At 35.5% G+C, this 15,328-nt stretch carries 14 protein-coding genes and 1 tRNA gene; 12 read left to right on the top strand and 3 right to left on the bottom strand.

Features of this window, described 5'->3' with window-relative positions:
- Positions 1 to 869, bottom strand: an 869-nt coding sequence (locus ACEN4L_RS06575; RefSeq protein WP_407123585.1) for an ISNCY family transposase, incomplete at its 3' end; no start/stop codon positions are given.
- Between the two features lie 239 nt (positions 870 to 1,108).
- On the opposite strand from ACEN4L_RS06575, the gene rpsF reads away from it, so the two are divergent.
- From rpsF to ACEN4L_RS06520, 11 genes are all read left to right on the top strand, one after another.
- Positions 1,109 to 1,408 (top strand): 30S ribosomal protein S6, encoded by a 300-nt coding sequence (gene rpsF / locus ACEN4L_RS06570; RefSeq protein ID WP_204212979.1) that lies wholly within the window; start codon positions 1,109 to 1,111, stop codon positions 1,406 to 1,408.
- Between the two features lie 42 nt (positions 1,409 to 1,450).
- Entirely contained in the window at positions 1,451 to 1,972 is a 522-nt protein-coding gene (gene ssb, locus ACEN4L_RS06565) for a single-stranded DNA-binding protein (RefSeq protein ID WP_407096324.1), read from the top strand.
- A 27-nt stretch (positions 1,973 to 1,999) separates the two neighbouring features.
- Positions 2,000 to 2,233: a 30S ribosomal protein S18 gene (gene rpsR, locus ACEN4L_RS06560; RefSeq protein ID WP_407096325.1), complete on the top strand. Its 234-nt coding sequence runs from the start codon at positions 2,000 to 2,002 to the stop codon at positions 2,231 to 2,233.
- A 240-nt stretch (positions 2,234 to 2,473) separates the two neighbouring features.
- On the top strand, positions 2,474 to 4,507 hold the full coding sequence (locus ACEN4L_RS06555; protein WP_407096326.1) for a DHH family phosphoesterase: 2,034 nt from the start codon (positions 2,474 to 2,476) through the stop codon (positions 4,505 to 4,507).
- Entirely contained in the window at positions 4,504 to 4,959 is a 456-nt protein-coding gene (rplI, locus tag ACEN4L_RS06550) for a 50S ribosomal protein L9 (RefSeq protein WP_407096327.1), read from the top strand. The genes ACEN4L_RS06555 and rplI overlap by 4 nt, the downstream gene beginning before the upstream one ends.
- Before the next feature lie 246 nt (positions 4,960 to 5,205).
- A complete protein-coding gene (dnaB, locus tag ACEN4L_RS06545; RefSeq protein ID WP_407096328.1) occupies positions 5,206 to 6,588 on the top strand; it encodes a replicative DNA helicase in 1,383 nt (460 codons plus the stop codon).
- A gap of 190 nt (positions 6,589 to 6,778) precedes the next feature.
- Positions 6,779 to 8,071, top strand: coding sequence for an adenylosuccinate synthase (locus tag ACEN4L_RS06540; protein WP_407096329.1), 1,293 nt, complete (start codon positions 6,779 to 6,781; stop codon positions 8,069 to 8,071).
- Between the two features lie 93 nt (positions 8,072 to 8,164).
- A tRNA-Lys gene (locus ACEN4L_RS06535) sits at positions 8,165 to 8,237 on the top strand.
- Positions 8,238 to 8,573: 336 nt separating this feature from the next.
- Positions 8,574 to 9,926: a Trk system potassium transporter TrkA gene (gene trkA / locus ACEN4L_RS06530; protein WP_407096330.1), complete on the top strand. Its 1,353-nt coding sequence runs from the start codon at positions 8,574 to 8,576 to the stop codon at positions 9,924 to 9,926.
- 15 nt (positions 9,927 to 9,941) lie between these two features.
- Positions 9,942 to 11,393 carry a TrkH family potassium uptake protein gene (locus tag ACEN4L_RS06525; RefSeq protein ID WP_407096331.1) on the top strand — a complete coding sequence of 484 codons (1,452 nt, stop codon included), beginning with the start codon at positions 9,942 to 9,944 and terminating at the stop codon, positions 11,391 to 11,393.
- 296 nt (positions 11,394 to 11,689) lie between these two features.
- On the top strand, positions 11,690 to 13,144 hold the full coding sequence (locus tag ACEN4L_RS06520; protein WP_407096332.1) for an alpha-amylase: 1,455 nt from the start codon (positions 11,690 to 11,692) through the stop codon (positions 13,142 to 13,144).
- Positions 13,145 to 13,547: 403 nt separating this feature from the next.
- Here the strand turns inward: ACEN4L_RS06520 and ACEN4L_RS06515 are convergent, their stop codons facing one another.
- Positions 13,548 to 13,994, bottom strand: coding sequence for a YtxH domain-containing protein (locus ACEN4L_RS06515; protein ID WP_407096333.1), 447 nt, complete (start codon positions 13,992 to 13,994; stop codon positions 13,548 to 13,550).
- 57 nt (positions 13,995 to 14,051) lie between these two features.
- Entirely contained in the window at positions 14,052 to 14,480 is a 429-nt protein-coding gene (locus ACEN4L_RS06510) for a DUF948 domain-containing protein (RefSeq protein WP_407096334.1), read from the bottom strand.
- A gap of 301 nt (positions 14,481 to 14,781) precedes the next feature.
- Between ACEN4L_RS06510 and ACEN4L_RS06505 the strand changes: the two genes are divergently transcribed.
- Positions 14,782 to 15,297 (top strand): PTS glucose transporter subunit IIA, encoded by a 516-nt coding sequence (locus ACEN4L_RS06505; RefSeq protein WP_407096335.1) that lies wholly within the window; start codon positions 14,782 to 14,784, stop codon positions 15,295 to 15,297.
- Positions 15,298 to 15,328 lie beyond the last annotated feature (31 nt).

Raw genomic sequence — 15,328 nt, 5'->3', positions numbered from 1 at the left:
CGTGATTGAACAGTCCCGTTTAAGCGCTCTACGCGGCCTTTAGCTTGTGGAATAGAGGAGGTTTTAATCTCAATACCGAGTTGATGACAGGCAAAACCAAACTGGGTAAAGGTATCTTCTTCGACCGCTTTCATGGCTTTTGATGTGTATTCGAAAACCGTTCGTTTATCTGTTAAAAAAGCTAAAGGGATGCCTTGTTTCGTTAGGATCTGATTGAGCACATGATAATAGCCATTGAGTGTTTCTTGCATATCGAAATAAGCCCCGACGATATTACCAGAAGCGTCATCAATAGCTAAATGGAGATGTGTCACCTCTTTACCAAACCAGTTATAGGAGCTGGCATCCATTTGAATAAGCTCCCCCTGATATTTCTTTCTAGGACGGCTAGGGTGACTTTTTTCGGGTAACTCCATTTGATCTTCGGCTCTTGGAACCAGTGGGTTATAAGACTCTTTTTTACCTTTCATTGATTTAGCTTTGATTCGAGCATTTATTTTCTTACGTGTTTTTCTTTGAGCCTTAGGTGATAGAATATCAGCTTGATATAAAATATGACGAATGGTCGTATCGGTGTAACAGATAGCATGATCCTCCTTCAAAATTTCAGTAAAATGCTTCACGTTAGGCTTTATCTTAAAACTTTGATAGAGCTCGATCACTTGTCTTTTTGTTTCCTCTGGCACGGCGTGCCTAGCTGCTTTTCCTCTGTTGCCGTGTGAAAAAACAGCTTTTCCTCCTTCTTGATAGTCTTGAATCAATCTGTTAACTTGCCTCATCGAGAGCCCAAGTTCAACACAAGCTCTCTTTTTTTCCTTTCTTTTTTCTGCCACAGCTTTTATTACTTTATATTTCTTATCTTCATTCATCGTTAGTATTATCCTTTTCATGATTTTATTTTATCATTTTGGGACATTTTATGCTTCGACCTACTTAGGACATTATCACGTTCGAACGATAAATAACGTGTATCACGACATTTAGTTGTTGACAATAGTCAATAAAAACAGTATAATAATTAGACGTGAGTAATCTACTCGTTAGATATACTTTCCTTGCTCTTTTTGTCAAAAAAAGAGCCAAAGTCCATAAGGAGGTGACAGTCAAGATGAGTCAAACAGCAAAATACGAAATTTTATACATTATCCGTCCTAACATCGATGAAGCTGAAAAAACAGCTTTAGTAGAACGTTTCGATAACATTTTAAAAGATAATGGTGCTGAGGTAACTGAATCTAAAGACTGGGCGAAACGTCGTTTAGCATATGAAATTAAAGGTTACAGAGAAGGATTATACCGTCTCGTACATTTAACTTCTTCAGATGCAGCGGCTATCAATGAATTTGATCGCTTAGCTAAGATTAATGATAATATCTTACGCCATATGATCGTTAGAGAAGACGATTAATTTAATTGTTTCATGTGAAACAATCGGAAGGGAGCGGATATAGTGATTAATAATGTAGTGTTAGTTGGAAGAATGACTAAAGATGCAGATTTAAGATACACGTCTAATGGAACAGCAGTAGCTTCGTTTACTGTAGCAGTCAATAGACAATTCACTAATCAAAGTGGAGAACGTGAAGCTGACTTTATCAACTGTGTTGCATGGAGAAAAACAGCAGAAACGTTAGCAAACTTCACGAAAAAAGGATCTTTAGTTGGGGTAGAAGGCCGTATTCAAACACGTTCTTATGATAACCAGCAAGGTCAAAAAGTTTATGTTACTGAAGTTGTAGTAGATAATTTCTCAATGCTTGAACCAAAATCTGTTACAGATCAAAGAAGAGCACAAGACAATGGATCAACTACATCCAATTCGTCAAATAACTTTAATTCTTTTAATGCTAATCAAAACAAATCACAATCCCAACAAACTCCTGCTAGAGATTATCAAAATTTTGGAAACTCTGATCCTTTTGAATCAAGTGGACAACCTATTGATATCTCTGACGATGACTTACCGTTCTAAAATCGATTAATTAAAGGAGGAAATGAAATGGTACAACGCAGAGGCGGACGTAAGCGCCGTAAGGTTGATTTCTTTGCTGCTAATCATATTGAAAAAGTTGATTACAAAGATGTTGATCTTCTAAAAAGATTTATTTCTGAACGTGGTAAAATTTTACCTCGTCGTGTAACTGGAACATATGCTAAAAACCAACGTAAGTTGACTAAAGCTATCAAACGTGCACGCGTAATGGGATTATTACCGTTCGTTACTGAAGAATAAAATAAATTATCCAAAAGGACCGTGAGCTTATAACCAGCACGGTCTTTTTTAATTCCATTTGTAAGAGAAAAATGTTTCATGTGAAACATTTTAAAAGAGATGTACACATCAGTAAAACTAAGTTGGAACAACAGGTGTTGGTGTCTCCAAAGACTTTGTCAACGTTCTAGTATCTCAATAAGATAAGTGGTAGAATAGAACAGAACGGTGGTCAGAGGCGAAGGAGAAAAGGAGTTATAAATGAAAAATAAATTAACAGATGAAAAACTCCCACAGTTTTTAAAAAATGAAAATGTTAAACTAGCTGCAGTAGCATTGATTGTCATACAATTAATTGTTATTTTGTTAGGCTTTTTTTCTAACGTCATTATCGGACTGGTTATGTTGGTTATTTTCATTGTATTCTTATTATTGATTTATTTCTTTTCAAAACGAATGATAGGAAAAATCAATAAATATATCGATGATCTTTCTTACCGTATTAAGCGGGGCGAACAAGAAGCGTTGATTAAAATGCCAATTGGAATCATTCTATTTGATGAAGACTATAAAGTGCAATGGACCAATCCTTATTTTCAAGCACATATAGGCTATCAAGAAGAAATACTAGGGAAAAAAATCGAAGAGATTGATGAAGAGTTAAACCAGTTAATCAGACAAAGTCATGCAGATAACTTAACAACTATTGTATGGGGAGATAAGAGTTACCAAATCATCATCCAGGAAGATATCCGAGTGATTTATTTGATGGATATATCTGAATATAGTCAAGTTAAACAACGGTATCAAAATGAAAAATTTGTTTTAGGAAATATCTTTGTTGATAATTACGATGAAATTGTTCAAGGTATGACAGATAGAAACATCTCAAATATCAATACATTTATTACTACTCAATTATCAAACTGGGCCAAAGAACATCAAATTTATTTAAAACGAGTTTCTGAAGATCGGTTTATTGTATTCATGCACCGCAAATCGTTAAAGCAAATGGAAGCAGAAAACTTTAGTATCTTAGACCAAATAAGAGAAAAAACTTCTAAACAAAATATTCCGCTCACTTTAAGTATTGGTATCGCATATACAGAAGCTGATAAAGAAAATGAAAATTTAAATGAGTTGGCTAGTCTTGCTCAGAGCAATCTAGATTTAGCGCTGGGACGGGGTGGTGACCAAGCGGTTATTAAATCTTTATCTGGAGAGATGCGTTATTACGGCGGAAAAACAAATCCAATGGAGAAAAGAACGCGTGTTCGATCTAGGATGATCAGTCAAGCTTTACAAGAATTAATGAAGCAAGCTGACCAAGTTGTTGTAATGGGACATATGAATCCTGATTTAGATGCTATCGGTTCTGCTTTAGGTATTAGACGGATTGCTGAAATGAATAACAAAGAAGCATGGGTAGTTGTAGAGCCAGATCAATATAGTCATGACATTGAAAAACTCATAGAAGAAATTGAAAAAGATAATCAGATCAGTCGTTACATTATTACCCCAAAAGTTGCTGAGGAAATGATGACAGAAAATACTTTAGTTATTCTGGTTGATTTTCATCGACCGTCTATGGCGATTGCTCCTGATCTATTGAAGCAAAAAAATCGAGTCGTTGTTATAGACCATCATCGTCGAGGAGAAGAGTTCCCAGGAAATCCTGCATTAGTTTATATTGAACCGTATGCATCATCAACGGCTGAATTGGTCACTGAACTATTTGAATACCAATCTCAAGAAGCTGAACCAATCAATAAAATCGAAGCAACAGCTATGTTGGGTGGTATAGTAGTGGATACCAAGAGTTTCTCTTTACGCACGGGGTCACGTACTTTTGATGCAGCAAGCTATTTACGTTCTTGTGGTGCGGACGCTGTGCTTATCCAAAGATTATTAAAAGAAGATACGGATACGTATTTGCTTCGCAGTCATTTAATAGAGTCCATGGAATTTGTTACTCCTAATATGGCTGTTGTAGCTGGTGAAGAAAACCAAGAATATGATACAGTAGTAGCAGCACAAACAGCCGATACGATGCTATCTATGAGTAAGGTTGATGCCGCTTTTGTAATTTTTAAGCGATTAGATAAACGTATTGGAATCAGTGCTCGAAGTTTAGGCGAAATCAATGTTCAAGTTATTATGGAAGAATTGGGCGGTGGCGGACATTTGTCAAATGCTGCTACCCAACTAGAAAATAGTTCAGTAACTGAAGCTAAAAAACAATTAAAAGAAGCTATTTTAGCTCATTATTCTACTAAGGAGGCTGCAACAACATGAGAGTTATTTTTTTAAAAGATGTAAAAGGACAAGGTAAAAAAGGCGAAGTGAAAGAAGTACCAAATGGGTACGCTTCAAATTTCTTATTTAAAAAAGGGTTGGCGAAAGAAGCCAATGCTGCAAGTGTCAGTGAGTTAAAAGGAAAGAAAAAAGCACAAGAAAAACAAGAGGCTGAAATTCTTGAAGAGGCAAAAGAGTTAAAAGTCTTTCTGGAAAAAGAAGAAAATGCCATTGAGATCAAATCAAAAGCAGCTGATGATGGTCGATTATTTGGATCGGTAACAACGAAACAAATCGCTTCTGCTGCAAAAAAACAATTGGGTATTGAATTGGATAAACGAAAAATCGACTTGAATGTTCCTATGCGTTCTTTAGGAACTCAAGTAATGGATGTTAAAATTCATCCACAAGTTGTTGCAGAAATTACTGTACGGGTTGTACCTGAAAATTAAAGTGAACCGCTAAATAAGTTAGCCAAGAGAAAACTTGGCTGACTTATTTTATTGGAATCAAACTAAGGTAAAATAAATGCTATTGAATGATGTGACGCTAAAAGATAACTTTACGCCAAAAGGAACAAACGTTCCCTTTGTTAGATTGTAATCTCAGTGATTTTCAGTTAGAATAATAGCAGAAATGACACATTGAATGTGGAACAGTACAAGCGTTTTTATGTATTTGAAAGGAAGTTGAAAAACTTGGCAAATGAAGCGTTCCAAGATCGTTTACCACCGCAAAGTATTGAAGCTGAACAAGCTGTATTAGGATCTATTTTCTTAGATGCGGATACACTTGTTGGAGCTTTGGAGTTTATAGAAGCTAAGGATTTTTATCGTCGTGGTCATCAAATGGTTTTTCAAGCTATGATGGACCTCAACGATGAAAATGAAGCTATTGATATCGTTACGATCACAAATGCATTAGAATCCAGAAACCAATTAGAAGACATTGGGGGTATTCCATATCTGACAGAATTAGCAGTGGCGGTACCAACAGCGGCAAACATGGAATATTACGCAAAAATTGTGGAACAAAAATCCATTTTGAGAAACCTTATTCATACAGCCACAGAAATTGTGGCTAAAGGATATGAGGAATCTGATGAGGTTGCTTCAATTTTAGATGATGCGGAAAGAAGTATCTTAGAAGTATCGGAGAGACGAAGCAGGACCGGTTTTTTGTCTATTTCAGATGTGTTAAACTCAACTGTAGCTCAAATAGATCAATTGTATCAAAATAATGAAGAAATTACGGGCTTGCCAACAGGATACAAATTATTAGATAAAATGACTGCTGGCTTGCAAAAAGAAGAGCTGATTATTTTAGCTGCCAGACCGGCTGTAGGGAAAACGGCTTTTGCTTTAAACATTGCTCAAAATGTTGGAACAAAAACGGATGAAACAGTGGCTATTTTCAGTCTGGAAATGGGAGCCGAGTCTCTTGTTAACCGGATGTTGTGTTCAGAAGGCAGTATCGATGCCAGTAATTTAAGAACAGGTAATTTAACAGAAGAAGAATGGCAGAATTTGATTATTGCCATGGGTAGTTTATCTAAAGCGAGTATTTATATCGACGATACTCCAGGTATACGTGTGGCTGAGATTCGTGCCAAATGTCGTCGTTTAAAGCAAGAAAAAGGTAATCTGGGATTGATACTAATTGATTATTTGCAACTTATTGAAGGAACAGGTAAAGAAAGTCGTCAACAAGAAGTATCTGAAATTTCACGTCAGTTAAAAAAATTAGCTAAAGAATTGAAAGTTCCCGTTATTGCGTTATCTCAGTTATCTCGTGGCGTGGAACAAAGACAAGATAAACGTCCAGTATTGAGTGATATTCGTGAGTCTGGTTCAATCGAGCAAGATGCGGATATCGTAGCGTTTCTTTATCGTGATGATTATTATGATCGCGAGGGTCAAGAAGATGGCGAGGATAACTTTGAAGCAGATGAAGACAACGTGATAGAAGTAATCATAGAAAAAAACAGAAGTGGTGCAAGAGGAACTGTAAAATTATTATTTATTAAAGAGTACAATAAATTTTCTTCCTTATCTTACTATCCTGAAGATGCCATCTCATAAAAAATTAAAGGCTTCATAAACGAGTATAAAGTTCGTTTATGAAGCCTTTAATTTTTCTTTAAGATGAAATGATTCGCCTTTGGACCTTTATTTTAAATAAAATAATAAAAATGTTCGTTTTTTATTGAATAGTAAAAAGATTACTGGTACACTACAAAAGGATTTTTAAAAATAAAAAAGAGGTGTTTTTATGTCTTCTGTAGTAGTTGTTGGTACACAATGGGGCGATGAAGGAAAAGGAAAAATTACCGATTTCTTGAGTGAAAATGCGGATGTGATTGCACGTTATCAAGGTGGAGATAATGCAGGCCATACGATTAAATTTGGTGGCGTAACGTATAAACTGCACCTTATTCCTTCTGGTATCTTTTCTTCAGAAAAGATAAGTGTGATAGGTAATGGAGTAGTGGTTAACCCTAAGGCTCTGGTACAAGAGTTGGCTTATTTGCATGAAAAAGGAATCAGTACAGACAATCTCCGAATCTCTGATCGTGCACATGTTATCTTACCGTATCACATTCAATTGGATCAACTACAAGAAGATTCTAAAGGCGCCAATAAAATCGGAACAACTATCAAAGGAATCGGTCCAGCATATATGGATAAGGTTTCTCGTGTAGGCATTCGGATTGCTGATTTATTGGATAAAGAGCTTTTTGAAGAACGTTTGCGTGTTAACTTAGAAGAAAAGAATCGGTTGTTTACTAAATTATATGATTCAACAGCTATTGAATTTGAAACTGTTTTTGAAGAATACTATCAATATGGCCAAGAAATCAAAAAATATGTAACAGATACAACCGTTATTTTAAATGATGCTCTTGAGGCTGGGCAAAATGTTTTATTTGAAGGGGCTCAAGGGGTTATGTTGGATATTGACCAAGGCACTTATCCTTTTGTAACTTCTTCGAATCCAGTTGCTGGTGGAGTGACAATCGGAAGCGGAGTTGGTCCTTCAAAAATCAATAAAGTAGTTGGTGTATGTAAAGCCTATACTTCTCGTGTAGGTGATGGTCCGTTCCCAACGGAATTGCATGATGAAATTGGACAACAGATTCGAGATATAGGGAAAGAATACGGAACAACAACTGGACGTCCGCGTCGTATTGGCTGGTTTGATACAGTTGTGATGCGCCATTCAAAACGCGTTTCAGGAATCACCAATTTGTCTTTAAATTCAATTGATGTATTAAGCGGATTAAAAACGGTTAAAATTTGTACAGCTTATGAGCGTAATGGAGAGAAAATTTTTCATTATCCTGCAAGCTTGAAAGAATTGGCAGAATGTACTCCGATTTATGAAGAAATGCCAGGCTGGGAGGAAGATATCACAACTTGTCGTACATTGGCAGAATTACCTGACAATGCTCGGAATTATGTGGAACGTATTTCTGAATTGGTAGGAGTTCGAATTTCAACTTTTTCAGTTGGACCAGGTCGTGAACAAACGAATATTTTAGAAGATGTTTGGAGTCAAATCTAAATAAAAGCCAATTGAATACAAATTATTTAAGAAAAAGTGTCACCAATGTGAAAAAATGTGTTATAATTGTTTCGTTGCATTGGTGACTGATTTGGGTTATTAGCTCAGTTGGTAGAGCAGCTGACTCTTAATCAGCGGGTCGAGGGTTCGAGCCCCCCATAACCCATAAGTTAAATACATAAAAAACTTTAGTTTAATTTCCAAAGAATATTTTGGTAAATAAATTAAAGTTTTTTTTATTTTGTACTTGTTTACTATATGACTTAGAGAACGTTAACTAATTAAAGCACGGTATATCCATAAATAAACAGAAAAAGTGAGACATACTTCTTAGGTATTTCCCAGGAAATAATACACGAATTGATCGTCTGGTGATTGTATTTTTTTTATATTCTGCTAGAATACATCTGTTAATAAAATTACTGTATAAAATAGCCGTAATATGCTAAGTTGATTATACTTTATGGATTAAAATTAGAAAGCATCGTAGGGGGCAGGAAAAATGAATATTGTTATTGCTGGAGGAGGCAAAGTTGGAGAGGTTCTCTGTTCAGAAATTTCCTCTGAAGGAAATGATATTATCCTAATTGAAAAGAATAGCAAACGAATAGATGCTTTAATCAGCAAATATGATATTGCAGGAATAGCAGGAAATGGAGCTAGTTTTGATCTACAAATGGAGGCTGGCGTTCCAAATTGTGATATATTCATTGCTGTGACTCCACAAGATGAAATCAATATTATGTCAGCAATTATAGCCAAAAAACTAGGCGCAAAATATACAATTGCACGTGTTAGAAATCCAGAGTACACAAAACATATTGGGTTTGTTAAAGAGAGTTTAGGCATTACTATGATGATCAATCCTGAACTGGAGTCTGCAAAAGATATTATGAAAGTTATTAAATATCCTACTGCTTTAAGCGTAGAATCATTTGCAAGCAATCGCGTCAATCTTGTAGAACTAAAAATTAAACAAAATAGTCCGTTAATAAATATTAGTTTAAAAGACTTTAGAACGCGGTATGGGAATATTTTGGTGGCCATCATTCAACGTGGAGATGACATTATCATTCCTTCTGGAGAAAACTATTTAAGAGAAGGAGACCGTATCTATGTAGTTAGTTCATTGAAAGAAGTGAACAAGTTCTATAAGTTGATGGGAGACAATCGGGCTAGAATGAAGTCTGCTTTAATTATTGGTGGCGGACGCATTACTTATTATTTAATCAATATGTTGAAAGATTACAAAATGGATATAAAAGTTATTGAAAATAATGCAAAAAGAGCCGAAGAACTAAGTGAAGCCTTTCCTGGAATCATGGTGGTTCATGGAGATGGAACAGACCAAGAATTTTTAGAAGAAGAGCGTATTGAGGGATACGACGTTTTTATCAGTCTAACAGGTGTGGACGAAGAAAATATCATCACTTCTTTGTACGCATCTCAACAAGATGTAAGAAAGATCGTTACAAAAGTCAATCGAACATTATTGCTGAAAATATTTGGTACAATGGGATTACAAACTGTTATTACACCAAAAAGGGTGATCGCGAACACTATCTTACAATTTGTACGTTCCTTAACCAATCAATCTGTTTCAAATGTAGAAGCGTTATTCCGTTTAGCGGATAATCAAGTTGAAGCTCTTCAGTTTAGAGTGAAGGCAAGTAGTCGTGTGGTTAATGTACCGTTAGAATCCTTATCAATAAAATCGCATTTACTAATTGCTTATATTATTAGAGGCAAAAAACTCATTGTTCCTGGAGGACAAGATACAATAAAAACAGATGATCATGTTATTGTCATTACAAAAGAAAAAAATTATGATGACATTGATGATATATTAAAATAAAGGGGTATCGCACTTGTGAACATTAGTATGGTGAAATATGTTATTGGAAGAATTTTACAAGTTGAATCTCTTTTACTAGTTTTTCCTTTGATAGTTAGTATCTTTTATCAAGAAGAATGGAAATACCCATTCAGTTTTCTAGCTATTAGTGTACTTTTGCTAGTTATTGGATATCTATTAAGTAGAAAAATACCAGTGAAAAAACAATTATTTGCTAAAGAAGGCTTTGTTATTGTTTCATTATCTTGGATACTGCTTTCCTTTTTCGGCGGACTTCCATTTGTAATGAATGGAGATATACCTAGTTTGATTGATGCTTTTTTTGAAACGAGTAGTGGATTCACAACTACTGGTTCTAGTATTTTAACGGATGTTGAAGCGTTATCTCATTCCTCTTTATTTTGGAGAAGTTTTACTCATTTAGTGGGGGGGATGGGAGTATTAGTATTCGCACTAGCTGTCTTACCTCAAATAGAATCTGAATCAGTACATATTATGAAAGCAGAAGTACCTGGTCCGGTTTTTGGAAAATTAGTTTCAAAACTGTCCTCCTCAGCGCGTATTTTATATAAAATCTATCTAGCAATGACTGCTATAGTAGTAATGTTATTGCTTTTTGGAGGAATGAATTTATTTGAGGCTTTATTACATGCCTTTGGGGCTGCTGGGACGGGTGGCTTTGGTATAAAAAATGGAAGTATAGCTCCATATGATAGTGCTTATATTGATTATGTCCTTGGAACTTCCATGATTCTCTTTGGTGTGAATTTTAATTTGTTTTATTTGATCTTGATTGGTCATATAAAAGACGTTTTGAAGAGTGAAGAATTAAGATGGTACATCGGAATTATTATAAGTGCAGTTATTTTGATTTGTGTGAATTTATTTTCTTATTATGAATCTTTTGGACGATTAGTTCGAGACGTCTTTTTTACTGTTTCATCTATCATTACTACCACAGGTTTTTCTACTGCAGATTTTGGCCAATGGCCGTTATTTTCTCAGACGATACTGCTCATACTCATGTTCTTTGGAGCAAGTGCTGGATCTACAGCGGGTGGATTAAAAATCTCTCGAGTAGCTATTTTATGGAAGACCGCTGTTGCTGAATTCAAGCGTAATGCACATCCTAACCGAGTAGTAGCGATCAAGTATGAAGGAAAATCATTAAGCAAAGACATTAAGCATGGTGTAGTAAATTACTTTGTCATCTATATGATTATTTTTTTCATTTTGTTGTTATTAATCAGTATGGATGCTCCTGACTTTACATCTGCTTTTAGTGCCATAGCGGCAACATTTAATAATATCGGTCCTGGTTTAGGAACCATTGGACCTGCGGAAAGTTTTGCACACATCAGTGACTTTTCAAAAATTTTGTTATCTTTTGTAATGATAGCCGGAAGATTAGAAATATTCCCTATCCTAATTTTATTTAATCGAAATACTTGGCGAAAACATATCTAGAGAGAAGTTTAAAAGAATCGTGTAAATTGATGACTGTAATGACTAGTCAGCATCTCTATCTTATAAGAAAGATGGCTCCTATTATTGGGTGTCATCTTTTTTATGTCATCTAAATGGAGGTAGGATTTGAATAGTTTAAAGATGGTATTCAAGACCAATAAATTTCTATATTTTATATGTAGAGTAAAAAGTTTCCAAAGCTTTAAAATTGCTATTATGACGGGAAAGACTTATGATTTAGGTATGTTTATTTTTATGTTTATTTTTTTATTTAAGTTTATTTAGGGGGAAGAACGATGGTTATAAACGGAACAATGATGCAATATTTTGAATGGTTTACAGAAGCTGATGGAAAACATTGGCAACGCCTAAAGGAAGATGCGGCACATTTACATGATATTGGTATCACTGCTGTCTGGATTCCACCTGTTTTTAAAGGAGTAACGATCAATGATGAAGGTTACGGTATCTATGATTTATACGATTTAGGAGAATTCGATCAAAAAGGCGGCGTGCGGACCAAGTATGGGACAAAACAAGAATTGCTGGATGCGATTGAAGAACTGCATAAGTACGATATCCAAGTCTATGCAGATGTTGTTTTAAACCATAAAGGCGGAGCTGACGAGACAGAACGATTTAACGCAGTAGAAGTAGCTGAAGACGATCGTAATAAAGAAATAACAGAACCCTATGAGATAGAAGGATGGACAAAATTTACTTTTCCGGGCAGAAATGGGAAATATTCTGATTTTATATGGAATTACCATCATTTTAGTGGAATAGACTACGATGAATTAAATGACAAAAAAAGCATTTTTCGTATAGCAGAAGATGATAAAAGTTGGGCTGATGATTCTGCAGTAGCCAACGAATATGGGAATTATGATTATTTGATGTTTGCGGATATCGATTATGGTAATGCGGATGTAGTAAATGAAATTAAACAATGGGCCAGTTGGTTTGTAAAAGAAACAGGCGTAGATGGATTTAGATTGGATGCTGTAAAACACATCCATGAAGAATTTATGAATGATCTTGTTTGTGGGTTACGAGAAGAGTTTGGAGAAGACTTTTTTGTAGTTGCAGAATATTGGGATCAAAAATACGGACATTTAAAAGACTATTTAAAAGCTCATAACGATGACATCAGTTTGTTTGATGTATCTTTGCATTATAAATTGTCTAATGCTTCTAAAGAAGGAAACGCGTATGATTTAAGACCTTTATTTGATGAGACATTGATGCAGAAAAAACCAACTTCTGCGGTAACGTTTGTAGACAATCATGATTCGCAACCATCTCAAGCTTTAGAATCTTACGTTGAACCGTGGTTTAAACCTTTAGCTTATAGCATCATCTTACTAAGAAAATATGGATATCCGACTGTTTTTTACGGAGATTATTATGGTCTTAAAGGGGATAACCCTATTGAAGGACAATCAGAAATCTTGGATAAGTTAATTTATCTTAGACAGCAGTACGCTTACGGGGATCAAACAGATTACTTGGATCACGCGAATTGTATTGGTTGGACGAGATCAGGGGATGAAGAGCATCCAGGAGGATGTGCTGTAGTTTTATCTAACAGTGAAGAAGGCTTCAAAGAAATGAATTTTGGCGAAGAGCGATCTGGAGAAGTCTTCTATGATTATCTAGGCCACCGTGAAGACGAAGTAACGTTAGATGAAAATGGTGTAGGGATCTTCCCTGTAAATGCTGGATCTGTTTCAGTTTGGGTGAAAAAATAATGAATCTTATATTTTAACGTTGGTAAAGAAATTTCCTCCGGCCTATGTGGTTGCTTATGAAAATCCATGGGAACGCCTTGAGCCGAAAACCGCGTCTCAAGACTTGCAAGCGTCAAACTAAGCGTAACGGCTAAAGCCAAATACTAAGTAATTGCCATGATTGTTGCTGCTTCAGCAGCTTACAAGCATGGTACACTGTGGGCGTACGCCCACAGTGTTTCCTTTTTTTTGCATCCTTTTTCATGGCTATAAGCAACCCCATATTCCTCCTGAAATTTCTAAGAATGCGCTTCTAATAGATTTAGCCTTAAAAAGAACTGTATTTTTTATTGATCAACGTTAAGTGTTGTAGAACCAAAATAACATAAAAAACGTGCCTAAGAGAGTAGGCACGTTTTTTTTTTTAGATATCTGGAGTTGGTGCTACAGGTTTCTCCGCTGTTGGAGGTACATTTGGACCAACTGGCGGTACAGGTCTTTCAACAGGTGCTGAAGGATCTGTTGGAATCGAACCAGCATGAGGATGTGACACTAAGTCAACAGGCTCAGGAGTTAAAATGTCCGCTTTTTCTTGATTTGGATGATACAAGTCTGTTTCGATATCTGCAATAGTCTCTTCTAATTCCGGATCTGGATTTGCGTAATCCATTTCTTCTTCTACCTCATGATAAGTTTGTTTAAACTCATCTGACAATTCATTTACTTTGGTCATAGCTTTATCTTTCACCACTAAACCTTGTTCTTTTAAATCGCCTCTTAACTCTTTCCCGGATTTAGGAGCAAAAAGTAATGCGGTCGCCGCTGCTGCTAATCCTACAACTAGTGTTTTGCCAAAGTTATTTTTTCCCATAATACAACCCTCTTTCATTAATAGTAGTCACTACTGATGTACTGAGTAAGCCATTTATTACTTTTGACGATTTTTAACCATTTTTTGAGCCGTTTTCCCAACTTTAATAAGTGATGGAAAAGTGCGTTTAGTCGTTTTTCCTGGCGAACTGACGAATTGATTGCTGAGTTCTTGGCCAGAAGATTTTAAGTGGTTCAAAGAATCGCTAAACTCAGTCGTTCTTGTAGAAAATTCTTGAATGTACTGTTGCTTGTCTGATACATCTTTCATCATTAAATCAGCCCGATTTTGGATGTTAGCAACTTTTGAGTTGATAGCATTCACGTCGTTGTTGAATCGATCAACAGTGTGATTGACGTCCAATACAACAGTGTTGACTTCATTCATTAAGCTGGTAATGCGTTTTTTAATGATTATTCCGGCAACAACAAGACCAACGATCGCTAAAACTACGATTGCAATAGCAATATAGAATTCAATAGTCATAGTTGATTTGACCTCCTTCAGTAATATTTTGAACATATTATGAACGTAAGTGATAAAAAAATCAAGAAAAGGGGTATCTCATTAGTCGAATTTCAACTTCTTATAATCTATGAAAACCCATTATTTTAAGTTCAGTCTATCATTTATCTGATTTTTATCCAAATAAAAACAGTTGTACGATGTGAAATAAGATTTTGCTGCGGAAAGAAAAAAGTGACAAAGGTATAGTAAAATCCTTTTATTTGTTTTACAATACAAAATATTAGGGTATAAGAATAGAGACAGTTGGGGGAAAAGAAAAGTGGCGCAAGCAAACAATTCAAATCATGTTAACGAGGACCAAATACGAGATAAATTTCAACTCGTAACGGTTGCTGATGGAGAAATTATTCGCTTGGAAGAAGTTCCAGATCCTGTATTTTCCGAAAAAATGGTTGGTGAAGGGTTTGCTGTGATTCCAACCTCTGAAGAAGTTGTAGCACCTATAAGCGGCAAGTTATATCAAGTTGCGGATACTTTACATGCTTATGTGATTGAAACCAAAGAAGGAATAGAGGTCTTAGTCCATATTGGTATAAATACAATTAGTCTGCATGGAGAAGGGTTCCAATCAGAGCTGAAAAAAGGGATGTACGTGACAAAAGGCGATAGATTGGCAACTTTTGATCGCAACTATTTGGAAGAAAAAAATATTTCTTTGGTTATACCAGTTGTTGTGATAAAAGGATTAGATGATGAAACAACTGCCACCATGAATTATGCTAAAAATGGTGTAGCGGGAGATACTATTGCTATGTGTACGTTTAAAGAGGAATAAAAAAATTGAAAGATTGCTTATAGCTGCACCA

The organism is Desemzia sp. FAM 23988 (assembly GCF_045528365.1).
Taxonomy (GTDB): domain Bacteria; phylum Bacillota; class Bacilli; order Lactobacillales; family Carnobacteriaceae; genus Desemzia.
Note: the sequence above shows the minus strand (reverse complement) of the source record. Positions and strands in the feature narration are given on the sequence as shown.